Source organism: Streptomyces sp. NPDC051320 (assembly GCF_040682175.1).
Classification (GTDB): domain Bacteria; phylum Actinomycetota; class Actinomycetes; order Streptomycetales; family Streptomycetaceae; genus Streptomyces.
In genome coordinates this window covers 199,910-222,104 of sequence record NZ_JBFBAL010000012.1, presented here as the reverse complement: position 1 = coordinate 222,104, position 22,195 = coordinate 199,910, and the positions used below count along the sequence as shown (strand labels likewise).

Annotated in this window: 27 protein-coding genes and 1 pseudogene; 18 read left to right on the top strand and 10 right to left on the bottom strand. The window is 71.2% G+C overall.

Translation table 11 applies throughout. From position 1 onward, the window contains the following. Nucleotide 1 precedes the first annotated feature (1 nt). From AB0M87_RS25735 to AB0M87_RS25700, 8 genes are all read left to right on the top strand, one after another. A complete protein-coding gene (locus tag AB0M87_RS25735) occupies nt 2-529 on the top strand; it encodes an SRPBCC family protein (protein ID WP_365856829.1) in 528 nt (175 codons plus the stop codon). A gap of 11 nt (nt 530-540) precedes the next feature. Continuing rightward, on the top strand, nt 541-1,053 hold the full coding sequence (locus AB0M87_RS25730; protein WP_365856827.1) for a hypothetical protein: 513 nt from the start codon (nt 541-543) through the stop codon (nt 1,051-1,053). After that, the gene (locus AB0M87_RS25725) at nt 1,050-1,661 is read left to right on the top strand and encodes a flavin reductase family protein (RefSeq protein ID WP_365856825.1); all 612 of its coding nucleotides are present in this window, start codon (nt 1,050-1,052) and stop codon (nt 1,659-1,661) included. Before AB0M87_RS25730 ends, AB0M87_RS25725 begins: the two co-directional genes overlap by 4 nt. Nucleotides 1,662-1,717: 56 nt before the next feature. Further along, entirely contained in the window at nt 1,718-2,698 is a 981-nt protein-coding gene (locus tag AB0M87_RS25720; RefSeq protein ID WP_365856823.1) for a VlmB-like protein, read from the top strand. Further along, nucleotides 2,698-3,747, top strand: coding sequence for a beta-ketoacyl-ACP synthase 3 (locus AB0M87_RS25715; protein WP_365856821.1), 1,050 nt, complete (start codon nt 2,698-2,700; stop codon nt 3,745-3,747). Before AB0M87_RS25720 ends, AB0M87_RS25715 begins: the two co-directional genes overlap by 1 nt. 86 nt (nt 3,748-3,833) lie before the next feature. Beyond that, nucleotides 3,834-4,067, top strand: a complete 234-nt coding sequence (locus tag AB0M87_RS25710) for a phosphopantetheine-binding protein (protein ID WP_365856819.1) — start codon at nt 3,834-3,836, stop codon at nt 4,065-4,067. After that, on the top strand, nt 4,067-5,287 hold the full coding sequence (locus AB0M87_RS25705; RefSeq protein ID WP_365856817.1) for a beta-ketoacyl-[acyl-carrier-protein] synthase family protein: 1,221 nt from the start codon (nt 4,067-4,069) through the stop codon (nt 5,285-5,287). The genes AB0M87_RS25710 and AB0M87_RS25705 overlap by 1 nt, the downstream gene beginning before the upstream one ends. Nucleotides 5,288-5,482: 195 nt before the next feature. Then, on the top strand, nt 5,483-6,970 hold the full coding sequence (locus tag AB0M87_RS25700; protein ID WP_365856815.1) for an APC family permease: 1,488 nt from the start codon (nt 5,483-5,485) through the stop codon (nt 6,968-6,970). A gap of 17 nt (nt 6,971-6,987) precedes the next feature. Here the strand turns inward: AB0M87_RS25700 and AB0M87_RS25695 are convergent, their stop codons facing one another. After that, nucleotides 6,988-8,544 (bottom strand): MmgE/PrpD family protein, encoded by a 1,557-nt coding sequence (locus AB0M87_RS25695; protein ID WP_365856813.1) that lies wholly within the window; start codon nt 8,542-8,544, stop codon nt 6,988-6,990. After that, complete coding sequence (locus AB0M87_RS25690; RefSeq protein WP_365856811.1) at nt 8,538-9,572, bottom strand: diacylglycerol kinase family protein; 1,035 nt, start codon at nt 9,570-9,572, stop codon at nt 8,538-8,540. Before AB0M87_RS25690 ends, AB0M87_RS25695 begins: the two co-directional genes overlap by 7 nt. 240 nt (nt 9,573-9,812) lie before the next feature. Between AB0M87_RS25690 and AB0M87_RS25685 the strand changes: the two genes are divergently transcribed. The 3 genes from AB0M87_RS25685 to AB0M87_RS25675 all read left to right on the top strand — a co-directional run bounded on the left by AB0M87_RS25685 (nt 9,813) and on the right by AB0M87_RS25675 (nt 11,769). Next, the gene (locus AB0M87_RS25685; RefSeq protein ID WP_365856809.1) at nt 9,813-10,811 is read left to right on the top strand and encodes a DUF2156 domain-containing protein; all 999 of its coding nucleotides are present in this window, start codon (nt 9,813-9,815) and stop codon (nt 10,809-10,811) included. 96 nt (nt 10,812-10,907) lie between these two features. Beyond that, nucleotides 10,908-11,093: a hypothetical protein gene (locus AB0M87_RS25680; protein ID WP_365856807.1), complete on the top strand. Its 186-nt coding sequence runs from the start codon at nt 10,908-10,910 to the stop codon at nt 11,091-11,093. Between the two features lie 52 nt (nt 11,094-11,145). After that, the gene (locus tag AB0M87_RS25675; RefSeq protein WP_365856805.1) at nt 11,146-11,769 is read left to right on the top strand and encodes a PadR family transcriptional regulator; all 624 of its coding nucleotides are present in this window, start codon (nt 11,146-11,148) and stop codon (nt 11,767-11,769) included. Between the two features lie 53 nt (nt 11,770-11,822). Here the strand turns inward: AB0M87_RS25675 and AB0M87_RS25670 are convergent, their stop codons facing one another. Next, entirely contained in the window at nt 11,823-12,026 is a 204-nt protein-coding gene (locus tag AB0M87_RS25670; RefSeq protein WP_365856869.1) for a hypothetical protein, read from the bottom strand. Between AB0M87_RS25670 and AB0M87_RS25665 the strand changes: the two genes are divergently transcribed. The 3 genes from AB0M87_RS25665 to AB0M87_RS25655 all read left to right on the top strand — a co-directional run bounded on the left by AB0M87_RS25665 (nt 11,970) and on the right by AB0M87_RS25655 (nt 14,497). After that, nucleotides 11,970-12,278 carry a hypothetical protein gene (locus AB0M87_RS25665; RefSeq protein WP_365856867.1) on the top strand — a complete coding sequence of 103 codons (309 nt, stop codon included), beginning with the start codon at nt 11,970-11,972 and terminating at the stop codon, nt 12,276-12,278. The genes AB0M87_RS25670 and AB0M87_RS25665 overlap by 57 nt on opposite strands. Continuing rightward, entirely contained in the window at nt 12,211-13,884 is a 1,674-nt protein-coding gene (locus AB0M87_RS25660) for a bifunctional 3'-5' exonuclease/DNA polymerase (RefSeq protein ID WP_365856865.1), read from the top strand. Before AB0M87_RS25665 ends, AB0M87_RS25660 begins: the two co-directional genes overlap by 68 nt. A gap of 136 nt (nt 13,885-14,020) precedes the next feature. Next, the gene (locus tag AB0M87_RS25655) at nt 14,021-14,497 is read left to right on the top strand and encodes a DNA starvation/stationary phase protection protein (protein WP_365856803.1); all 477 of its coding nucleotides are present in this window, start codon (nt 14,021-14,023) and stop codon (nt 14,495-14,497) included. Here the strand turns inward: AB0M87_RS25655 and AB0M87_RS25650 are convergent. After that, entirely contained in the window at nt 14,418-16,196 is a 1,779-nt protein-coding gene (locus tag AB0M87_RS25650; RefSeq protein WP_365856863.1) for a SpoIIE family protein phosphatase, read from the bottom strand. The genes AB0M87_RS25655 and AB0M87_RS25650 overlap by 80 nt on opposite strands. A gap of 307 nt (nt 16,197-16,503) precedes the next feature. Here AB0M87_RS25650 and AB0M87_RS25645 point away from each other — a divergent pair. Next, nucleotides 16,504-17,401: pseudogene (locus AB0M87_RS25645) on the top strand (ROK family protein); the annotation flags it as partial. A 66-nt stretch (nt 17,402-17,467) separates the two neighbouring features. Here the strand turns inward: AB0M87_RS25645 and AB0M87_RS25640 are convergent. The 3 genes from AB0M87_RS25640 to AB0M87_RS25630 form a co-directional block, all read right to left on the bottom strand. After that, entirely contained in the window at nt 17,468-18,130 is a 663-nt protein-coding gene (locus AB0M87_RS25640) for a CBS domain-containing protein (RefSeq protein ID WP_365856861.1), read from the bottom strand. A gap of 178 nt (nt 18,131-18,308) precedes the next feature. Further along, nucleotides 18,309-18,737, bottom strand: coding sequence for a hypothetical protein (locus AB0M87_RS25635; protein WP_365856801.1), 429 nt, complete (start codon nt 18,735-18,737; stop codon nt 18,309-18,311). Between the two features lie 88 nt (nt 18,738-18,825). After that, nucleotides 18,826-19,497 (bottom strand): helix-turn-helix domain-containing protein, encoded by a 672-nt coding sequence (locus tag AB0M87_RS25630; protein ID WP_365856859.1) that lies wholly within the window; start codon nt 19,495-19,497, stop codon nt 18,826-18,828. A 98-nt stretch (nt 19,498-19,595) separates the two neighbouring features. Between AB0M87_RS25630 and AB0M87_RS25625 the strand changes: the two genes are divergently transcribed. Then, entirely contained in the window at nt 19,596-19,745 is a 150-nt protein-coding gene (locus AB0M87_RS25625) for a hypothetical protein (RefSeq protein WP_365856799.1), read from the top strand. Further along, nucleotides 19,738-20,136: a hypothetical protein gene (locus AB0M87_RS25620; RefSeq protein ID WP_365856797.1), complete on the top strand. Its 399-nt coding sequence runs from the start codon at nt 19,738-19,740 to the stop codon at nt 20,134-20,136. Before AB0M87_RS25625 ends, AB0M87_RS25620 begins: the two co-directional genes overlap by 8 nt. A gap of 42 nt (nt 20,137-20,178) precedes the next feature. Here AB0M87_RS25620 and crcB (AB0M87_RS25615) read toward each other — a convergent pair whose 3' ends face one another. The 3 genes from crcB (AB0M87_RS25615) to crcB (AB0M87_RS25605) are packed head-to-tail and all read right to left on the bottom strand — an operon-like array spanning nt 20,179 to nt 21,400. Beyond that, entirely contained in the window at nt 20,179-20,553 is a 375-nt protein-coding gene (crcB, locus tag AB0M87_RS25615; RefSeq protein ID WP_365856795.1) for a fluoride efflux transporter CrcB, read from the bottom strand. After that, nucleotides 20,550-20,924: a DUF190 domain-containing protein gene (locus tag AB0M87_RS25610; RefSeq protein WP_365856793.1), complete on the bottom strand. Its 375-nt coding sequence runs from the start codon at nt 20,922-20,924 to the stop codon at nt 20,550-20,552. Before AB0M87_RS25610 ends, crcB (AB0M87_RS25615) begins: the two co-directional genes overlap by 4 nt. Beyond that, the gene (crcB, locus tag AB0M87_RS25605; protein ID WP_365856857.1) at nt 20,921-21,400 is read right to left on the bottom strand and encodes a fluoride efflux transporter CrcB; all 480 of its coding nucleotides are present in this window, start codon (nt 21,398-21,400) and stop codon (nt 20,921-20,923) included. The genes AB0M87_RS25610 and crcB (AB0M87_RS25605) overlap by 4 nt, the downstream gene beginning before the upstream one ends. Nucleotides 21,401-21,726: 326 nt before the next feature. On the opposite strand from crcB (AB0M87_RS25605), the gene AB0M87_RS25600 reads away from it, so the two are divergent. After that, nucleotides 21,727-22,182, top strand: a complete 456-nt coding sequence (locus AB0M87_RS25600) for a cyclic nucleotide-binding domain-containing protein (RefSeq protein WP_365856791.1) — start codon at nt 21,727-21,729, stop codon at nt 22,180-22,182. Nucleotides 22,183-22,195 lie beyond the last annotated feature (13 nt).

Below are 22,195 nucleotides of genomic sequence, written 5' to 3'. Positions count from 1 at the left end.
GATGCGAAGGGTTGAACTGAACGCCGAGATCGACGCGGTGGAACCGGACACGGTCTACGCAGAGCTGGTCCGGTTCGAGCTGTACCCGGGTCTCACCAGGCATGTGAAATCCACCCAGGTGCACCGGACTCTGCCGCACGACACGGGAGAGTCGAGCTGGGAGCTGAACTTCCGCAGTGGACTGCTGTGCTGGACCGAGCAGGAGAAGTTCCTGCGCTCCGCGGGGCGCATCGAGTTCGAGCAGGTCGAGGGCGACTTCGACGAGATGTCCGGGGCCTGGCAGCTGGAGCCGCTGGCCGGTGGTGGCTGCACGGTGCGCTTCCGGGCCGACTTCGACTTCGGCATCGCCAGCATGGAGAGCATCCTCGACCCGATCGCCGAACAGGTGATCAAGGAGACCATCGCCCGTGCGGTCGTCGGCATGTTCGACGGAGCGCGAGTGGTCGGCGAGAGCGGCCGGACCGCCACCGACCTGACAGCAACCGAACCGACCGCAACCGACCTGGGAGTCGGCTCCGGGAGCCGGTGAAGGAGGCCACCATGGACCACGCGAACCAATTCGAGACCCCGACGACCTTCCGTCTGCACCGCGGTGAGTACCTCGTCGGCTTCCTGGTGTCGACCGGCCTGATCATCGCCAACGCCGGCGACATCGACTGGGTGCTCGCCGCCGTTCTGTTCTTCTACATCGACGTCATCGGATACATCCCCGGTGCGATCGCCTACCACCGCAGCCCCGATCACCGTATCCACAAGGGCTATTACATCGCCTACAACACCATGCACAGTCTGCTCACCCAGAGCGCGGTGGTCGGTCTGTGGATCTGGCTGGTCAAGCCGGAATGGGCGCTGCTGGCCATTCCCTTCCACCTGTTCGGCGACCGGGGGATCTTCGGTAATTTCCTCAAGCCGTTCGGGCTGCCTTTCGAACCCGAACCGAATCCGGCCTTCCAGCGGCTGATCGGGAGCCTCACGCCCACACACAAGGAGGACGCCCCGCCGGCCGCCCTCCCCCGGGACCAGCGCGTGCCTCGTGATCCGAGCCACGCATGAACAGCAGCGCTGAGGCGGTAACCCCCGCCGGACCGCTGCCTGCACCAGCGACGGGTGGTGGCCCGGCGGTACCCCGCCGTGCCGCCGCCCGCCGGCTGGCCACCGGAGTGTGCGTCCTCACCGCGGCACACCAGGGCGCCGTCCACGGCACCACGGTCAGCGCCGTCGGCGCCGTCTCCCGCGACCCGCTGCTGATCTCGGTATGCCTGCGGAACGGCTCCACCTTCACCGAACTGGCCCGCAAAGCGGGCACGTTCACCGCCGGGCTGCTGACGAGCCGGCAGGCCCTGGTGGCCGACTGGTTCGCCAATCCGGCGAGGACCCCGAACTACGGCCAGTTCGCCCTGCTCGACTGGCAGCCGGACCCGGTCACCGGCGCCCCGGCGCTGCGCAACACCCTGGCCACACTCTCCTGCCGGATCACCGCCTGCCACCCGGCGGGCGACCACGAACTGCTGATCGCCGAGGTGACGGAGGGCAGCAACGGCGCGGGCAGCCCGCTGCTGAACTTCGACGGGCGGCTGTTCGGCGCGGAGATCCATGAGGTGAACGAACGCCGCAGCAACCGACACGACCCGGACCGGACCAGCGCGAGGGCGCTGGACTGACCCCTCCCGCCCGGCCGTGGCCAGATCGGCCGGCCGGCGAAAGGAAAGAAACCGCCATGACCACCCAGAAACCCACCGGCATCCCCCCGGAGACCGACTGGAGCACCGCCCCCGGGCTGCTCGACGGGGCCAAGGAACTCATCCTCACGCCGGAGCACTGCAACCTGGCCTACTGGCTGCGCGGCGTGGCCCAGGGCACGCTGGCCGGCCGGGTCGACACCGGGCACAGCGCGCAGGCCGCCACCCCCGAGCACATGCGTGAGCCCGGCCCGCTGCGCGATGCGCTCATTCACGAACTCGGCCTGCGGTCGGTCTCCGAGGAACGCGCCACCCGGATCCTCGGCCACTACGTGACGAACGCGCCGAACATCCCGCAGATGGAGTTCTTCGCCACCCAACTGGTGGACGAGACCCGGCACGCCATGGTCTTCCGCCGCCACCTGGTCGAACTGGGCATACCGGAGAAGGAACTGCTCACCTACGTCGCGGACCTGGCCGACGACTACCGCAAGCGGGTGCTCGATCCGCTCGAGGAGTTCGCGCTGCCGATCGTCAGCGACCCCGAGGACTTCATCGGGGCCGTGGCGATCTTCACCATCGTCGTGGAGGGCGTGCTGGCACCGGCCGCCGAACTCAGTGAGCGCAAATGGGACCTGCTCGACCCGGCGGCGGGCGAGATCGCGCACGGCGCGGCCATCGACGAGATCCGGCACCTCACCGTCGGCAGCACCATCATCCGCGAGGCGCTCATCGAGAACCCCGGCTACCGGCCGCGGCTCGACCGGATCCTCGAACAGGGCCGGCAGCTGTGGAACGAGGTTCCCGACAAGGAGATCGTGATGCCGCGCGAACACCTCTTCCAGGAGGGTATGCGTGCCCACACCGACCTGCTGAAGGAGTACGAGGTCTGGCCGGGCCGGCTGCTGCTCGACAGTCTGCCGGACGAGCGCTACGCGATGGCCGAGCAGTGGACCGACGAGATGGCCGATGTACGGATGGCATACATGGGCCTCGGCACCCCGCAGCCGGAGCGGTGATGGGACGGCCCACCGCTCGGACCGCCCCCGCCTCGGTGATCACCGGGATCGGCGCCTGCCTGCCGCCCCGGGCCGTCAGCAACGACGAGATCTCCGAAGGTCTCGACACCTCCGACACCTGGATCAGGGAACGGATCGGGATCCGCGAGCGCCGGCACGTCGAGTCACCGACCTCCACCGGAGACCTGGCCGTGCAGGCAGGCCGGCTGGCCCTCAAGGCCGACGGCTACGACCGGGTGGACGCGGTCGTGATGACCTCGACCACGCCCGACTGGAACTGCTGCCCCGCCACCGGGCCCGCGGTCGCCTCCCGGCTCGGCCTCACCGGCGTCGGCTCCTTCGACGTCACCGCCGCCTGCTCCGGGTTCCTCTACAGCCTTTCCCTCGCGTCCGGACTGATCGCCACCCGCACCGCCCGGCGGGTGCTGGTGATCGGCGCCGAGACACTGAGCACGATCCGCGACCCGCTGGACCGCGACACCGCGGCCATCCTGGGCGACGGGGCCGGCGCGGTGGTACTGCGGGCGGGCGAGCCCGACGAGCCCGGTGCGATAGGCCGATGCGTGCTGGGCAGCGACGGAGAACTGGCCGAGCTGCTCCAGGTACCGGCCGGCGGCTCCCGGCAGCGCTCTGCCGGGACCGTACCCGAACGGGCGGACCAGTACCTGCAGATGCGCGGCAAGGAGACGTACCGGCACGCCGTGCAGCACATGCGGCAGGCCTCGCTCGACGCACTCCGCCTGGCCGGATGGGACGTCAGCGACGTCGACCGGCTGGCCGCGCACCAGGCCAACGCCCGGATCTGCGACTCGGTCGCCGACAAGCTCGGCATCGGACCGGAACGCCGGCTGGCCAACATCGACCGGGTCGGCAACACCGGCGCCGCCTCCATCCCGCTGCTGCTCGCCGAGTCCGCGGTGTCCGGGGACCTGCTCCCCGGCCAGCGGGCTCTGCTGGTCGCCTTCGGCTCGGGGCTCACCTGGGCCGCGACCACCCTCGTATGGCCCGAGGTGACCGCACTGACCGAGACAGCGGCCCACCGCGACTAGGGCACGTCCGCAACCCCGCGGGCATCCGCCCGCAACCCACCACCCGTTGAACCGAACCGATGGACCGAACCGAACGAGGAGAACCGGTGTACGAGCAAATCAAGGAACTGCTGATCGTTTCGTTCCAGGTGCCCGCAGACAGGGTCGCCCCCGAAGCGAGCCTGGAAGACCTGGAGTTCGACTCACTCGAACTCGTCGAGCTCTCACTCGCGCTGGAGGAGAAGTTCGGCGTGCAGCTGCGCGACGAGGAGCTCGTCGAGCTGTGGCGGGTCGGCGCGATCGTCGAGGCTGTCACGGCCCGCGGCGCCAAGGTGGCGTGATGTCGGACCGCGACATAGCGGTGACCGGCCTCGGCATGGTCACCCCGGCCGGCATCGGGGTGACCGCGTCGTGGGAAAGGGTCCGTTCGGGCCTGCCCACCGCCGCGGCCGACCCGTCGCTGGCCGACAACCTGGTCCGGATCTCCTGCCGGGTCAAGGACTTCGACCCGGTGGCGCTGCTCGGCGGGCGGGTGGCGCGCCGGCTCGACCCGTTCGTGCAGTTCGCGATCATCGCTGTCCGCGAGGCGCTGGCCGACGCGGGCCTGGACCCCTCGGCCTGGGACGGCACCCGGGTCGGGGTGGTCCTCGGCTGCGGCGGATACGGTGCGGCCACACTGGAGGCGCAGCAGCGGGTGCTGATGGAACGGTCCGCACGCAAGGTGTCCCCGCAGGTACTGCCCATGCACCTGTCGAACCTGGCGGCCGGCCAGGTGTCGATCGAACTGGGCGCCACCGGCCCGAGTCTGGTGGTGGCCACCGCCTGCGCCTCCGGCGCCACCGCCATCGGTGTGGCCCGCGACCTGCTCAACCTCAACCGGTGCGACATCGTCGTCGCCGGCGGCACCGAAGCGATGGTCACCCCCCTGGTGATCGCCGGCTTCGCGCAGATGGGGGCCCTGTCCGCCCGGCACGATGACCCGGCGGCCGCCTCCCGCCCGTTCGACGCCGCCCGGGACGGGTTCGTCGCTGGCGAGGGCTCGGCCGTACTCGTCATGGAGCGAGTGGCCGACGCACGGGCCCGTGGGGCGCGGGTGCGGGCCCGGGTGGTCGGCTTCGGGATGTCCGCCGACGCCCACCACGTCACCGCGCCCGCCCCCGACGGACGTGGCCTCGAACAGTCGCTGCGCTCCGCCCTGCTGGACGCCGGAGCGGGCCCGAGTGACATCGGGCACGTCAACGCGCACGGCACATCGACCCAGCTGAACGACCTGGTCGAGTCAGCGGTGATCGAACGGGTTCTTGGTCCGGACACACTGGTCACGTCGACCAAGGGCGTCACCGGCCACATGCTCGGCGCGGCGGGCGCGGTGGAGGCGGCGCTGACCGTCCTCACCATCGAACACGGCATCGTGCCGCCCACCGCGAACCTCACCGTTCTGGACGAGCGGATCAAGCTCGACGTGCCCACCACGGCTCGTCCGTGTGCCCCGGCCCTGGCCGTCAGCCAGTCCGCGGCGTTCGGTGGCCAGAACGCCGCACTGGTACTGGCTCCCGCCTGACGCCCGGCCCCGGCCGGCTTCCGAGGCGCGGCCCGCCGACCCCTACGGTCGCGCGTGCTCGCCCCCCCGTGCTCCCGGCCCCGGCCGAGAGCACCACCACACCCACTCCACCCCTCATCCAAGCGGGGCTTCGCCATGTCCGAAAAGCTCGCAACGACCACAGACAAGGGCCCGGAACAGCGCCTGCGTCCCACCTTGAGCACCCGAAAGATCGTCATCATGGTCGTGGCCGCGGCGGCGCCGCTCGCGGCCCTGGTCGGTACCGTCCCGCTGGCCTTCGCCATCGGCGACGGGCCCGGCGTCCCGGCGATGTTCCTGTTCGCCGGTGTCACTCTGCTGTGCTTCTCGGTGGGTTACGCCGCTATGAGCCGCAGAATCGTCAACGCCGGCGGCTTCTACACCTACGTCTCCACCGGCCTGGGCCGCCCGCCCGCCGTCGGCGCCGGACTGGTCGCGGCCCTCTCCTACAACACCGCCACCGTCGGCATGGTCGGCACCTTCTCGTACTTCGCCAATCTGGTCGGCGAGGCGCACGGCCTGCACGTTCGCTGGGAGTGGTGGGCGCTGCTGAGCGTCGCCTCGATGGCTGTTCTCGGCTACCGCAGGATCGACTTCAGCGCCCGCGTGCTCCAGATCCTGCTGGCCGGAGAAGTCGGCATCCTGGTGCTGCTGGACATCGCGGTGCTCATCCGGCACGGCGGTGGCGCCATGCCGCCGACCTCCTTCGCACCGCACACGGTCTTCGGCGCCGGCGCGGGAGTCACGGTGATGTTCGCGTTCGCGTCGTTCATCGGCTTCGAGTCCGCCGCCCTGTACGGCGAGGAATCGCGCAACCCGAAGCGCAGCGTTCCGATGGCGACGTACATCTCGGTCATCACCATCACCGTCTTCTACGCATTCACCAGCTGGATCGCGGTCGGCGCGATCGGCCCGTCCAGCCTGCGCAAGGTCGCGGGCACCCAACTGGGCAACATGTTCTTCGGGCTCAGCGACGACTACCTCGACGGGGCGGCCACCACCGCCATGCAGATCCTGCTGTGCACCAGCCTGTTCGCCGGTGTGCTCGCCCTGCACAACGCGGCCAACCGCTACATGTACGTGCTCGGCCGCGAACGGGTACTGCCCCGTCGGCTGGACGCGATCCACCCCAGGCACAACGCGCCGCACGTGGCCAGCATGGTGCAGACGACCCTGACCGTCGTACTGGTGGGTGTCTTCGCCCTCGCGGGACTCGACCCGTACACCAACCTGGCGACCAGCATGCTGGGCGTCGGCACCCTCGGCATCGTGGTGCTCCAGGCGGCGGCTGCGCTGTCCGTCGTCGGTTTCTTCCGCAACCGGCCGGACCGGCACTGGTGGCGCACGGCGCTGGCCCCGCTGCTGGGCTTCGCCGGGCTCACGGTGTCCGTGGTGCTGCTCGTGCGGAACTTCTCCGTACTGACCGGCACCACCAATCCCGTGGTGCACGCGCTGCCGTGGCTGCTGGTCGTGGCGACGGCGGTGGGTGTGGCCTACGGGCTGTGGATGCGCTCCGCGCGCCCGGAGCGGTACGCCGCCCTGGCAAGGACCGAGGTCCGCGACAGCCAGGAGCCCGGGCCCGCCGGCGAAGCACCGGTGCGCGCCGCGGTCCCCCCGACCGTGCCGGCGGCCGGGGAACCCACGGTGCGCACCGGAAACCGGTGACGGCGACCCCGTCCCGTTCAGCCTGCGACGCGCCCGGTGCTCGCGCCGGGCGCCAGCGCTGACTCCAGCGCATGCGCCAGGTCCGCCGCGTCGGCGTGCTCCAGGTCCGCGAGAACGTCCGCGGTACCCGGGTCTCCGCCCTGCGCGAGGAACTTGGCGCGCACGAGCTCGGGGTGGGTGCGGCTGGTTTCCGGGCCGGCGGCGCCGACCGGGATGCCGCCCTCCCTGGTGACGGTGCGCCCGTCCGCCATCCGCACGGTGACCCGGGCGGGCGTCAGCTTCGTCGAGCCTTCGAGCGACGCCGCCGGGTCGACCGGTCCGGTGGTCCCCGGACCATTGATCGCGGGGCCATCGGTCTCCGGTGCGCCGCCCGCCGTGGCGGTCCCCGCGTCGGCGGTGAAGCGGGCGGTGAAGTCCTTCGCCCGTTCGCCGGCCTGTCGCAAGGCCTCTCCGAACGGTGCGACGGAGGAGAACAGTTCACCGGTCATCCGCTGGTCGTGCACCACCGTGATCCGCCCGGCCAGGGCCCAGCGCGCCGCCTCGTGGACGGCCGGCGCCACGAAGTCCGCGGTCGTCAGATCGCCCCGCAGCAGCGCCGTGGCGACCGCGTAGGCCATGGACAGCGGCAGCGCGCCCGCCGGGGTGGCGGGACCGGCCATGTACGGACGGCTCGTCCGGTCCACCCGCACCGTGTACAGGGACGCGTCCACCACCACGCCGGTCACCGCTGCCTGGTCCAACAGGCCACCACCGGGCACGAGTTCGCGGTGCAGCTGCAGCGCGCAGTCGACGGCGGCGTCTATTCCCGGGCCTCCCGGCCGGACCTTGAAGGACAGGGTGTCGGTGTGCCAGCGGACGCCCAGGCCCGCGGTGGTCACCTCGGGCAGCGGCACCGTGGCGAACCTCGCCAGGAAGCCGTCCTCGTGCTCGATGACGTCACGCAGCCCGGCGAAGCCGGCGTCCGCCGCGTCGCAGGCGTCCATCGCCATGCCGACCGGGACGAGGGCACCGAGCGCGCGGGCGTCGCTGCCGACATAAGCGGGGAAGAGCGTCCACGGCGGCATGGACAGCGCGAGACCGAAGGCGTCCGCCCAGCGTTCGGCCGGCGCCCCCTCGGCCCGAAGCCGCCCCGCGACTCCTCCCACCAGGCTGGTGTGTGCGGCGGTCTGACCACGGAAGGGCCCGAGGGTGGCAGCCGCAGTCACCCGCGCGGCGCACTCGTTGGCCGTGACGACCGCGGTGAGCAGATCGGCACCGTCCAGGCCGCGGGCCCTGGCGTATGCCAGCGGGACGGCAACCGTGGAGTTCGACAGGTGGCCCGCGTAGGCGGTGTCGTCGAGGTTCAGCCAGGACCCCAGTCCGGCGAGCACGCGGGCACCACGTGCGGCGTCGGCCTGCAGCGGCGGCCCGAAGGCGCGAACCAGACGCCGGCCCAAGGGGTGGGCCAGCCCGGCGCGGACAGCGGCCAGTTGGGAAAGAACCTGGCTCTTGGCGAGGGCCACCACCCGGTCCGGCACAGCATCCAGCCGGGTCGCGCAGGCCCACTGCGAGAGCTCCTCCGTCAGCGTCACCACTGGCCGGCCCCCGTCCGGGACTCCGTGCGCCCGGCCTCCGGGTGCCCGGTGAACCCGCTGCCATCGGTCTCCGGGTCGCACAGCACGGGCAGCACCTGCGGAAGCGTCCGCAGGGTGACCCGTGACCCGGTCTGCGGCAACAGCTCGCCGTCGTGCTCGAAGCAGAGCGGGGCTCCGTCGGTACGCTCGATGACCACCTCCCGGCCCCGGGCGTAGACCACGTGCGGAGAGCGGGTGTGCGACCCCGCGCGCAGCTCGGCCTGGAGGTCGGCGGGCCGGTAGGCGGCGTCAGCCACGCACACGTCGAGCAGGCCGTCGTCCAGGAGGGAGTGCGGCATCATCCGGAACTGCCAGGCGCGGTAGCGTCCACCGCCCACGTTGGCGAAGACCGTCCGCCCCTCGTGGATCACCGAGCCGTCCACCACCACCCGCCCGGGGTACGGCTCGAACTGCCCCATCACCCGCTCCAGTCCGGCCTGGAGCCGCTGGGCACCGGCCGACCCGACGCCGGCGATGCCCTCCAGGACGAGTGCGCTCAGCCCGGCGCCCGCCCCCAGCAGCGCGACGCGGTCCAGCTCGGCGATGCCGGCCAGGTCCAGCATGCGCGGCCGGACCCGGGGGCCGCCCAGCGCAGTGCTGAGCGCCTCCTGCCACGGGCGGTCGCCCCAGTGCGCACGGTAGTTGGAATTGCCGGTACCCCCGGGGACCACGAACAGGGCGTGCGGCAGGGCCACGGCCGCGGCCCGGGTCATACCGGCGACGACCTCGGCGACCGTCCCGTCACCGCCGATGGCCACGATCACCACGAAGCGTTCGTCGGCGGCATCCCCCGACTGATCGCGGCGCACCGTTTCCTCCGCGATCCGGGCGGCGTCTCCGCGGGCGGAGGTCCAGCGCGTCCGCGCCGCCACCCCCAGAACCGCGCACCGCTCGGCCACGTCTTCCGCCAGCCGCTGCGAAACCTGCCCCGCGGCCGGATTGGCAATGATCAGGCATCGTAGGGAAGAGCGGGCATCCGTAGGTTCCATCGGAATCCTCCTGCCAGGCGGAAAAAGACATGTGAGGCCGATTATCGTTGGCCGCTCCTGATATTCCGCTGACAAGCCACTGACTCGGCGGCTTCGCCATTCTGACGCCCGGCTGACGGCGCAGCGAAAATCCTGGATGAGGCGCCGAAGCCCCTTGCCAAGGGGGGATCGCATCGGTAAAAAATATGGAGTACCGCTAGTGGATCGAAATCCAGGACGGCAATATCCAGGACGGCGATGATGACTGAAACAATCGAAATTGACGACATCATTCTCCGCTCTCTGCGGGAATACTCGGACGCGGACAATCCGAGCGCCTTCCTGGCTGCGAATTCCGGGAACTCGCACTTCACCCTCCCGGGGCGGCCGGGCTTCATCGCCTACCGCACCACGAGCAGGTACGTCGTGCAGTTCGGCGGCCCTTTCGCACCGGAGGAGTCGTACGCCGAGCTGCTGACGGCGTTCACCGCCTTCGCGGCGGAGCAGGACCGGCCGGTGGTCGCCGTGCAGCTCCAGGCGTTCGACGCCGACCGCTATGAGCAGCACGGTTTCACCGTCAACCAGGTGGGTGCCTCGTATGCGGTCGATCTGGCCGCATACACGCTGGCCGGGCACCGCTTCATGAAGCTGCGCAACAAGATCTCGCAGGCGGCCCGCAACGGCCTCACCGTCGTGGAGGGCGAACTCGCCGACTGGGAGAGCGGTATGCGGGCCATCGACGAGGTGTGGCTGCCCAGCAAGGGTGAGCACGCGCGCATGCTGGAGTACCTGGTCGGTGAGTACGGTGGCCCGGCGCAGCGGCACCGGCGGCTCTTCCTCGGACTGATCGACGGCGAACTGGTCGGTTACATCTCGTACTCCCCGGTGTACGGCACCAGGTCCGGCTGGATGCACGACCTGTGCCGGCGGCGCCCCGGCGGCTCACCGGGAATCATGGAGTCCCTGAACGACTTCGCCATGAGGACCTTCCGGGATGAGGGCGTCCCGTGGCTGCACTTCGGGTTCACCCCCTTCACCTCCCTGCGGCCGGAGTTCGAGCGCCCGGCGGCCAGTCCGGGATTCAACTGGCTGATGCATTTCCTGTGGGAACACGGCGAGTCCATCTATCCGGCAGCCACCCAGCTCGCCTACAAGGAGAAGTGGGGCCCCGACCTGGTGATCCCCGAATACGTCGCCTTCCAGGGGCGGGCCAGCATCACCGGGTTCGCCCACATCTTCCGGGCGGCCAACGCCCTTTGACGCGCCACGGCGCAGCACCCGGCGGGCGAACCGCGAAGCGGCGAGCGCCGGGACGACCCATCACCGCACCTGCCCGACCCGAGAGCGAGGCCAGGAATGACCGACGAGACACTCCTCACCGAAGCATCCCCCATCGACGCGGCCATCGGCCGTGTCATCGAGCTGTTCATGGGGGTGGGCGCCGACCCCGACAACACGGAGACCGGCGCGGCGGCCGACCAGGCCCTGCACGACCTGGACGACGTGATGACCGCCGCCGCGAACGGTACGGAGAACACCTGAGCGTCCGCCCCGCCGGGTGGCCCGGGCCCGGCGGATCGCTAGTCTGGCCCGCATGTCAGCGATCCGTCTGCTCGTCCTCGGAGCGGTCCGCCAGCATGGGCGTGCACACGGTTATCAGGTCCGCAACGACCTCGAGTACTGGGGCGCCCACGAGTGGTCCAACGCCAAGCCCGGGTCGATCTACCACGCCCTGAAACAGCTGGCGAAACAGGGCTCCCTGCTGGCTCATGAGATCGCGCCGAGCACCGCGGGCGGGCCGCCGCGCACCGAGTACGAGATCACGTCCACCGGGCGGGCGGAGTACTTCAGGCTGCTGCGCGAGGCCCTGGTCACCTACGACCAGAAAATGGACGTGATGTCGGCGGCTCTCGGCTTCATCGTCGACCTGGAGCGTGCCGAGGCCGTCGGGCTGCTGAACGAGCGGGTGCGAGCCATCGAGGCGTGGCGGACCGAGGTCACCCGGCACTACATCCCCGAGCAGGGGCCCCAGCAGCTGGGCCACATCGGCGAGATCATGAATCTCTGGGTGCACTCGGCGGACACCGGTGCCGAGTGGACACGCGGGCTCATCCGGCGGATCGAGGGCGGGGCGTACGTCTTCGCTGGCGAGGGGGACCCCTTCGTGGGCGTCCTGGCGGACGGCGAGGAGAATCCGTACGCCACCGGCGACGGGTAGACGAGCGGGGGCGCGGCCCGGACGACGGGCCCGCCCCGCACCGGCTCACCCCGTCAGCACCAGGTTCGCCGGTCGTCCGGTGGGCGCCCGCCGCCGCCGGCCGGGAAGGGGATGCCCACATCGGCCGCCCGCCGGTCGGCGATCGTGACGATGCGCCGGACGCCGATCCGTTGGGTGCACGGGGGAGCCGCGAGCTCGAGGTGCTCGGTCATCCGGCCCGCGTGCAGCGCGACAGGGCCATCGCCGACGAACTGCACATCAGCGAGTCGACGGTGAAGTTCCCCGTCACGAACCTCCTCGCCGGGCTGGGGGCCGGGATCGCGTGGCCAGGCGGCCGCCCGGTTCCGCGCAGTGGCCTGAGCCGCGTCCGGTACCGGCGGATTGTCAGTGCCTGCTGCGACACTCCCTCTCATGACCGAGCGCCCCACGACCGAGCCTCCCCTGGCCGAGCGGTGGGCGCTGGCGGCGGCCGAGGGCGGCGGGGCGCATCTGGCGCGGCTCGGCCGTGACGGGCTGCCCGTGGGGGGCGTCCTTCGCGAGCCCGACCTGGTGGAAGCGGTCCGCGCACGGCCCGCGACCGGCCGCTGGGTATGGCGCTCCACCTCCGGGATCTATCCGCGGCTGCTGGCCGCCGGGGTGCGCGTCGAACGGTGTTACGACATCGAGGCAGCGGAGCTGCTGCTGCTCGGCCATGCGGGGCGGTACGGCGAACCGCGTTCCGCGGCGGCCGCCTGGGCGCGGCTGCGCAACGCCCCGGTGCCACCCGATCCGCGACCGCGGTCCGCCGAACCGGGGTCGCAGTCCTCACTCTTCGAGCCTGCTCCGGTGCACGTCCCGTTCGACGCGCTGCTCGAGGTGTACGCGGACCAGCTGCGGCGGCACGACACCACCGAACACCCGGACCGGATGCGGCTGCTGACCGCATCGGAGTCGGCGGCGATGCTGGTGGCCGCCGAGATGAACCGCGACGGACTGCCGTGGCGGGCGGATGTGCACCGGGCGGTCCTGGACGAGCTGCTGGGCGAGCGGTACGCGGGCGGCGGTGAGCCCCGCCGGATGGCGGAGCTGGCCGACGAGGTGTCGGCGGCCTTCGGACGACGGGTCAGACCCGAGCTGCCCGCCGACGTCATCAAGGCATTCGCCCAGGCCGGGATCAAAGTGAAATCGACGCGCCGCTGGGAGATCCAGGGGATCGGCCATCCTGCGGTGGAGCCGCTGATCGAGTACAAGAAGCTCTACCGGATCTGGACCGCGCACGGCTGGGGCTGGCTGCAGGACTGGGTGCGCGACGGCCGGTTCCGGCCGGAGTACCAGCCCGGCGGGACGGTCTCCGGCCGGTGGACCACCAACGGCGGCGGGGCGCTGCAGATCCCCAAGGTGATCCGGCGGGCCGTGGTGGCGGACCCCGGATGGCGTCTGGTGGTGGCCGACGCCGACCAGATGGAGCCCCGGGTGCTCGCCGCGATCTCCCGCGACCGGGGCCTGATGGAGGTGGCCGGACATGACGGGGATCTGTACAGCGCGCTCTCCGACCGCGCCTTCAGCGGGGACCGCGACCATGCGAAGGTCGCACTGCTCGGCGCGATCTACGGGCAGACCTCGGGGGACGGGCTGAAGAACCTCGCCGCACTGCGGCGCAGGTTCCCCGCGGCCGTCGCCTATGTCGACGACGCGGCGCGGGCGGGCGAGGAGGGGCGGCTGGTGCGCACATGGCTGGGCCGCACCAGTCCCCGGGTGGCCGGCGCCGAGGACGAGGGAGAGGCAGGTATCCCGCAGGACGCCCAGGAACCCGGAGGCCCGGGGCGCGCATCCTCGGACGCGCGGGCCTGGGGCCGCTTCACCCGGAATTTCGTGGTCCAGGGCAGCGCGGCCGACTGGGCGTCGCTGATGCTGGCCGCACTGCGCCGGGCCCTGCACACGGCGGGCCTCCGGGCCGAACTCGTCTTCTTCCAGCACGACGAGGTGATCGTGCACTGCCCGCAGGAGGAGACCCGGCGGGTGGCTGAGGCGATCCGGGCAGCCGGTGAACTGGCCGGCCGGATCGCCTTCGGGGACACCCCGGTGCGGTTCCCGTTCACCACGGCGGTGGCGGAGTGCTACGCCGACGCGAAGTGACGGCGCCGGGTGGCCACCGTCCGGGCGGGCCGGCCCGGATGCGTGCCGTCCGGATCGGCGGGTAGCCGAAATGACACGTACCAGCCACTCCACGAAGTGGCACGCACCGAGTGAGAGCACAAGGGAGCACGCACCGATGACTGACACCGTGAAGAGCACGCTGCCCGCCGCCGCACGGGAGACGACCGGGGACGCCCTCCAGGGCGCGTTGGTGGACCTGCTCGGTCTCTCCCTGCTGGCCAAGCAGGTCCACTGGAACGTGGTCGGGCCGCGTTTCCGCTCCGTCCACCTGCAGCTCGACGAGGTGGTCACCGCTTCCCGCGACTACGCGGACACGGTCGCCGAGCGCTGCTCCGCGATCGGTGTCGCACCCGACGGGCGCGTCACCGCGCTGGCCAAGACGACCGAGCTGCCCGAGCCTGCCCCCGGCTGGATCTCGGACGACGACGTGGTGGCCCTCCTGGTGGACGCACTGGGCGGCGCGATCACCAGGATGCGGGAGCGGATCGCCGCCACCGACCAGCCCGACCCGGTCAGCCAGGATCTGCTGATCGGGCTGACCGCGGAGCTCGAGAAGCAGCGCTGGATGTTCCAGGCCGAGAACCACGCCTGAACGGATCGTCCTCGCCCGGCCTCAGTCCGGCCTCGCCGCCGGGCGGGCCGGCCGGCGCGGGCCGGCCGGGCTGCCGGGTCCGCGAGGCGAGGACGGCGATGTCGTCCTCCGCATGCCGGCCGAATCGATCCAGTACCTCGTCCAGCAGATCCTCCAGGCCGCCACCGGCAGGCAAGCTGAGACCGGTCAGCCGCCCGAGGGACACGTCGATGTCCTCACCGCGGCGCTCCACCAGGCCGTCGGTGTACATGAACAGGATGGCTCCGGGGGGACAGGGCAGCGTGGTGACCTCGTACCCGCCCAGCCCGGTGCCGAGTGGCGGCCCTACCGGTATCTCGGCGATCCGGGCGCCGGGCCCCGGCCCGATGAGCACCGGCGGCAGATGACCGGCGCTCGCCACCTCGCACACCCCGCGGAACCGGTCGACGACCGCGAGCAGACAGGTGGCGGCCCGGTCGAACCCGGATCTCTCGACCATGCGGTCGAGCTGTCCCAGGATGACGTGCGGTGACAGGTCGTCGACGGCCAGCACCCGCAGCATCGAGCGGTAATGGCTCATGGCGACCGCCGCTTCCACCCCGTGGCCCATCACATCGCCCATCACCTTCAGATGGCGGGCATCCGAGAGCGGCAGCACATCGAACCAGTCGCCGCCGACCATCGCACCGGGGCCGGACGCCAGATAGCGGGTGGCGACCTCGACGTGCGGGTGGGGTTCGTGCGGTTCGGAGAGCAGCGAACGCTGGAGTTCCAGGGCGATGCCGCGCTCGCGGGCATACCTCCGGGCGTGATCCAGATCGATCGCGGCCCGGCCCGCCAGTTCCCGGGCCACCACCACGTCGTCATCGGTGAATTCGGGTGAGCCGTCGGCCCGTACGAGCGTCAAGGAGCCCAACGGCCGGCCCCGCGCGGTGAGCGGCACGACGCACGACGAGTGGAAGCCGAGCGCCCGGTAGGCGGCGACCCGCTCGGGGTTGGGAGCGGAGACGCTGATCTGCTCGTCGCTGTACATATTGATCAGGACCGGTCGGCCGGTCGCCAGGCAGCGGGGAATCGCCCCGCCCTCCTGGTAGTCCACGTACTGCCCCGGCCGTCCGAACCGCTTCACCGCCTCCCGCAGCCTCGGAACGGCGGCCATCCCCGCCCTGCGCAGCCGCACCACCCCGATCGGGGCGGGCCGGACGGAGTGGCCGACCTCCGGGGGGAAGATCTCGACGCTCGCCGCGTCGGCGAGGTCCGGCACCACGAATTCCGCGAGCTCACGGCAGGTGGTGTCCATGTCGAGGGTGGTGCCGATGCTGGTGGAGGCGGTGTCCAGCAGGGTCAGGTGACGCCGGGCCTGCTCGAGCCGCTCCTGCTGGTGCACGTCGGCACTGACCTCCAGGGCGATGCCGAACAGGCCCCATACGCGTCCGTCCCGCTCAAGACGGTGGTAGACGCCGTGCCAGTAGCGGGTCTCCGGGCCCGATGACGCGGGTGTGCGTCCGCTCGTCGTGACCTCGCGGGGCTGCCCGTCCTCGAGCACCTCGCGCAGCACGTCCTCCTTCGCGTCGATGCCGGGCAGTACGTCGGAGATGGTCCGGCCCAGGTGGGCGGCGGCCGGGATGCCGTTGAGCCGTTCGAGTGCCGGGTTGACGTACAGGTAGCGAAGCCGGGTGTCGAGTATTCCGACGCCGGCCATGGTGTCTCCGAGCAGCATGTCGACGGCTGCCGCGTCGAACGGCAGGGCCTCCTGCGCTTCGGCGGACAAGGCAACCTCCTCGGGACGGGTCCTGTATCCCATGGTCGGCCGCTCGGTGCCGCGGCGCATCCGACCGGTGGGTGGCACCCGCGAACCGGTACCACCGGCCTTCCTTTCTGAACCGGTAAAGCCGGCGTTGGCCGAGTACGTAGCGCCGGCTGTCCCGTGCTGCTCAACTTCTCCTCACATTTCCGTGCCGCCTCGTGACGCGTCCGGACAACGATGTCCGCCGTATGCAGAGTGCCCCATCGGGGGCACGCGGCCGGTGCCGGCAGGGGGCCTGCCGGGCGGCATCGGCGGGACGAAGATCGCCGGCGCGCTGATCGACCGGGAGGGCCGGGTCGTCGTACGCGCTCAGCGGCCGACGCCCGCCCGGGAGTCCGCAGCGGTGCTGATGGGCGCCGTATCGGCCGTGCTCGCCCGGAGTCCGCACTGGGAAGTCCTCCACTGCCTGGGGATCGGCAGCGCGGGGCCGGTGGACGCGGCGGCCGGCCCGGTCAGCCCGGTCAATATCGCTGCCTGGCGCGGCTTTCCGCTTGGTGGACCAGGTGCGGTCGCACCCCGCACTGCCCGGAGAGATAGCCCGGTACTGATCGGCGACGCGGTCGCGACGGCATCGGCGGAACACTGGCTGGGCGCGGCCCGGGGCGTCGCCCACGCACTCTGCATGGTGGTGTCCACCGGTGTCGGCGGCGGTCTGATCCTCGACGGCGTTCGCGCCAGGGCCCCACCGGAAATGCCACATCAGTGTCGACCTGGACGGCGCGCCCTGCCCCTGTGGTTCCCGCGGCTGCGTGGAGGGGCTGGCGAGCGGCGCCGCCATCACCCGGCACGCGCTGGAGGCGGGCTGGACGCCCCCGCCGGGCACGCCGGCGTCGGCGCGGTCCGTGGCGGCGGCGGCCCGCGCGGGTGACGCTCGGGCCGAGGCCGCCTATGACTGCGCGGGCCAGGCGCTGGCTGCGGGAATCGCCGCCACTGCAGCCCTGGTCGAGCTGGATCTGGTGGTGATCGGGGGCGGCGTCGCGCAGGCCGGAGACGTGCTGTTCGAGCCGCTGAGACGTCGCTTCGAGCGTTACGCAGCCTTCGACTTCACCCGGCGAGCACGCATCGTGCGGTCCGAACTCGCCCTGGACGCCGGGCTGATCGGGGCGGCGGCCGCAGCCACGTGCTCACCGGACGCCGGAGACCGGGCCGGAGCGCGCGGCCACGTAGTTCAGGCGGGACGCTCACTACTGCTGGGTGTCCTGAGCGTCGTCGATGCCGTACTCCAGCCGGTCGAGGACGTCGACCACCCCGTCGACATCCCGGCACAGGCGGACCGCGATGAGGATCACGCTCCTGCGTTCGACGAAACCGCTGAGCGTGACATGGCCGTCGGCGACATCGACCGTGATCGCCGAGGGCGGCAGCCCCAGGGTTCTGGTGAGCACTCCCTCGAGCACTTCCTCCCGGATGGCCCGGTCCCGGCGCAGGAAGATCTGCAGCAGATCGCTGCGGCTGATCACTCCGACCAGTCGGCCGTCGTCGTCGACCACCGGCAGGCGCTTGATTCTTCCGACCTCCATCACCCAGCCGGCCTCGACAATCGTCCACCCCGGGCGGGCGACGACGGCGGGACCGGTCATCAGCCCTTCGGCCGTGGTCGCGTCGGCCTTGCGCATGTCATCGCGGACCCGCCGCTGCTCGGTGACGCGCGGCTGCTCATAGCCGTCCGGGAGGACCGCGGTCAGGCCGAGCAGCTTGCGGAGCAGGTCGGCCTCGGAGACCACGCCCACCGGGCGCTCGTCGTCGTCCACCACGGGCACGGCCGAGATGTGATGCTCAGCGAGCAGCTGTGCGATCTCCTTGAGGAAGGTGCCCCGCTGCACGCGCACGACATCCGTCGTCATCATCTCTCCGACGGTCCGGCTCGACGTCACGCGGAATCACCCTGCTTTCCCTGGCCCATCACCGGATCGACCGCTCGTCGGTCCGGCCGTCCTTGTTCCCTGGTCAGTGTTCTCCTGACCGGTCCCCGGCGGGCGCAGGTCAGTGCCGAGAGATTCTCGCGCCGGTCGCTCCCGTGGTGCCTCACCGGGCGAGCAGGCAACTGCCGAGGGCTATGAGTGCCGGCACCTTGACCGCCTCGACGGCGATGTAGAGCAAGTGGGCAGAGGAACGGGGCAGGTCCTCCCCCGCGAGCACCCGGTCGGAGCGTCGGTTGAGCCGGGGCCGGATCACCGCGAGCTGGCCCGCGAGCAGGACCGCCGCCACCGCCGTGAGCACGGCGACCGGCAGAGTCGGCTGCCCGGTCGCGACCAGCACGATCACCGCGACCGCCAGGACCGCCTCCACCAGGTTGAGGGCCCGGAACACCAGGCGCCCGATCGCGAGCCCGATCGGGACGGTGACCCCCGGGGCCCGGAATTTCAACGGTGTCTCCAGGAAGGAGATCGCCAGCACCATGCCGAGCCATACGAAGGTCACGGCGCCGGCCGCCGCTGCTGACGGGGTGTTCACGGGTTCTCCCCAGCACAGTGGTTTCTCATGCGACTGCGGCTCCTGCGATGACTGACCCTTACGCGGCTGACGCTCATGCGGCGGGCGCTCATGCGGCGGGCGCGAGGTGGGCGAGGCAGGCGTCGGGCTCGGCGAACGGTTCGAGCCCGGTGGCCTCGACGGGGGCCCGCAGCTCCGCCAGGGCGCCCTGCATCAGGCCCAGGTGGAGCGGGCAGACGATCGGCCCGAACTCTTCGGCGAGCTCGAGGAAGGGGCAGTGCCGCAGCCGCAGACCCTCGGGCACGCCGTCGCCGCCGTCCACGGCCTCCGGTTCGAAGCCCAGCTCGGCCAGCAGCCGAGTGAGCAGCCCGATCGATTCCGCGCCGGTCGTCCGGTGGAACGGAGGCGGCTGCTCGACCAGGTACCGCCCCCAACTCCGGCCGGCCTCGGTGGCCTCCGCCCCGGCGTCGGGCCCGGTCGATGCCAGCCGGCTGAGCAGGATCCTCGCCAGCAGGTGGTACCCACGGCGCCCCCCGCGGTCCATCCCGGGCCGTGGTGCGTACACCGTACGAGGACGGCCGGGGCCGACGAGCTTCTCCAGTGTCCGCTCCACCGCACCCTGCGACACCAGAGCGTCCAGGTGGAAGCGGACCGTGTTGGGGTGCACTCCGATCCGCTCCGCCACCTCGGCGACCCCCAGCGGGGTCTCGGCTTCACGCAGCAGGTCAAGCACCATGCGGCGGCGCGGTGTTGCTGCGGAGCCACCCTGGTCGTCGGGCACTGTGTCGTCCTCCGTCCGGCGCGCATTCTCCACGGCGTAATTTCTACGAATGGTACATGTGAGAATAGGGACCGTCAGGTGGGACGAGAGGAAACAACATGGCGCCGTCTTCCGAGATCTACATCCCCGACGAAACGCTCTGGGCGGCTGCGGCCGGTGCGGCCGGAACCCGCCTGGTGGTCCGGGCGTTGCGCGCGGGACCGGAGCCGTGGCAGGTCCGCATCGGGCGGGTGGCGGCCGGTGAGTGACACAGCTCCGGTGCCCCGCGCTCTCTACGACGTCACCGCCCTGACCGGTCAGCCACCGGAAACGTCCGGCGCCGTCTGGCGGTTGGCCGAATCCGGCCGCCAGCTCGACGCCAATGTCGTACATCTGCCACCCCTGCAGCGCGTCGACACGCACACCGAACCGGAGTTGGACGTCCTGCTGCTGGTCGTCGCCGGCCGGGGCACGCTGGGCACCACGAAAGGGTCCGAACCCCTCGGCGAGGGACGGCTGATCTGGCTGCCGCACGGCTCCACCCGCTCCGTGACCGCGGGCGCCGAAGGCCTGTCCTACCTCACCGTGCACCGGCGCCGCCCGGGCATGCGGATCGGCCACCACCCGCCTGGCGAGCAGCCGACAGCGGCACGCGACTGAAAGACCGACGGGAAGCGGTGCGGGGCGCTACCTGGCCGCGGCTCAGCCCCAGAAGGCCTGGGCCAGCACCGCCCCCACGAAGGCGGCGCCGAGTCCGGCCACGACACTCGCCGCCACGTTGGCCAGGGCGAAGAAGCGGGCCCCGTCCTCGGCCAGGCGCATGGTCTCGTAGGAGAACGTCGAATACGTCGAAAGCGCCCCGCACAGCCCGGTGCCGACGAACAACTGCACCGGGGAGGAGGCCGCCCCGGCGGTCACCGCACCGGTGAGCAGGCCGAGCACCAGGCAGCCGCCGACATTGACGGCGAAGGTGCCCCAGGGGAACACCGTGTCGTGCCGGGACTGGACCGTGCGGTCCGTGAGATAGCGCAGCGGGGCGCCGATCGCCGCCCCGACGATCACCAGCAGCCAGTTCACCGGTCCTCCGTGTCGCCGCCGACGCCGGGGGCGCCCCCGGCCGGAGGCCGGGGAAGGAGGACTTCGCAGTGGTCGAGGATGACGAGCCCCTCGGGGACCAGTTCGTCCAGTTGCGGAAGGAACCCGCGGATTCGTTCCTCGGTGTCGATGATCACGATCGCCACCGGCAAATCCTCACTCAACGACAACAGCCGACTGGTGTGGATCAGGGCGGAAGCTCCGTACCCCTCGATGCCTCGGAAGACGGAGGCACCGGCCAGCCCGGACCGGTGCGCCCGGTGCACGATCTCGGTGAAGAGTGGCTTGTGGTGCCAGACATCGCACTCGCCGATGAAAATGGTGAGCCGCACGGCCGGTCCGGTCAGCCTCATCGCTGCCTCCGTTCGACGAGCCGGCGGGTCAGCGTGACCGCGGTCCAGACCGCTGCGACCGCCGCGAGCAGGGTGAGTACCAGGTACACCAGGCCGGTCCTGGCATGTCCGTCGGCGACCAGGCGCTGGATGTCGACCGCGTAGGTGGAGAAGGTGGTGAAGCCGCCCAGGACGCCGGTGCCGAAGAACGGACGGACCAGCCGGTGGGCCGACCAGACGTCGGTGATGATCACCATGAAGACGCCGATGACCGCACAGCCGATGACGTTGACCAGCAGCGTCGTCCAGGGGAAGGTGCCACCCCCGGTGGGCCAGAGCAGCGAGGCACCGTAGCGTGCGCAGGCTCCGACACTGCCGCCGAGCGCGACCACGGCCACGACCGGTGACTGCCCACGCCACAGCTGTCTGCGCCGCAGCTGTCTGCGCCGAGTGGAGACGGGCAGGTCGACGTCGGGGTCGACAGGCCCGTTCAGCATGGGCACCGGGCGCTTTGCCACATGGGTCTCCTACTCGCCGGACTGGGGAGTGCAGCGGAGTGCACGCCGTCGCAAGTAGGGACCGTTGGCGGCGTTGTCACCGCGGTTCGGGTACGGCGGGCCCCACCGCCGCGATGGTGATCGGAGAACAGCCATCGCGGAAGAGTTTATCGCGTGGGAGGCCCGCGCTCTCGTCGGGCCGGAATGGCGACTCGAGGTGCCGCGAAGGCCCGCTCGGAGGTGCAATGGAAGGAACGGAAGACGACGGAGCAGCGTCGGCTCCTCGACGCGTCGTCGGTAAGGATCGTCGGTAAGGAGGCCCCCGGATGCCCAAGGCGACGCGATTGCTGACCGTGCTCCCGCCCGAGTACCGGGAGCGCCTGCTGGAGCTGGCGCACGATGTCTCTTTCCCCCAAGACACTCGGATCTTCGAAGAAGGGGGCGCGGCGGACCGGTTCCTGGTGATCCGCTCGGGCACGGTCGCACTGGATCTGGAGGTGCCCGGCCATCGCCGCATGACGGTCGGCACGCTGAGCATCGGCGATCTGCTCGGCTGGTCATGGCTCTTCCCGCCGCACGAGTGGGACTTCGGAGCGGAGGCGTTCAGCCCGGTGCGGGCCCACGAGTTCGACGGGCCCGCGGTCCGCTCACTGTGCGAGGAGGAGCCGGCGCTGGGTTTCGTGGTGACCCGCGCCATCGCCAAGATCCTCGCGCACCGACTCGAGATGACCCGCGGGAAGCTGCTCGACCAGTACGCGCTGCACGGCGGCCCGTACCTGTGAAGGGCGGGCCCAC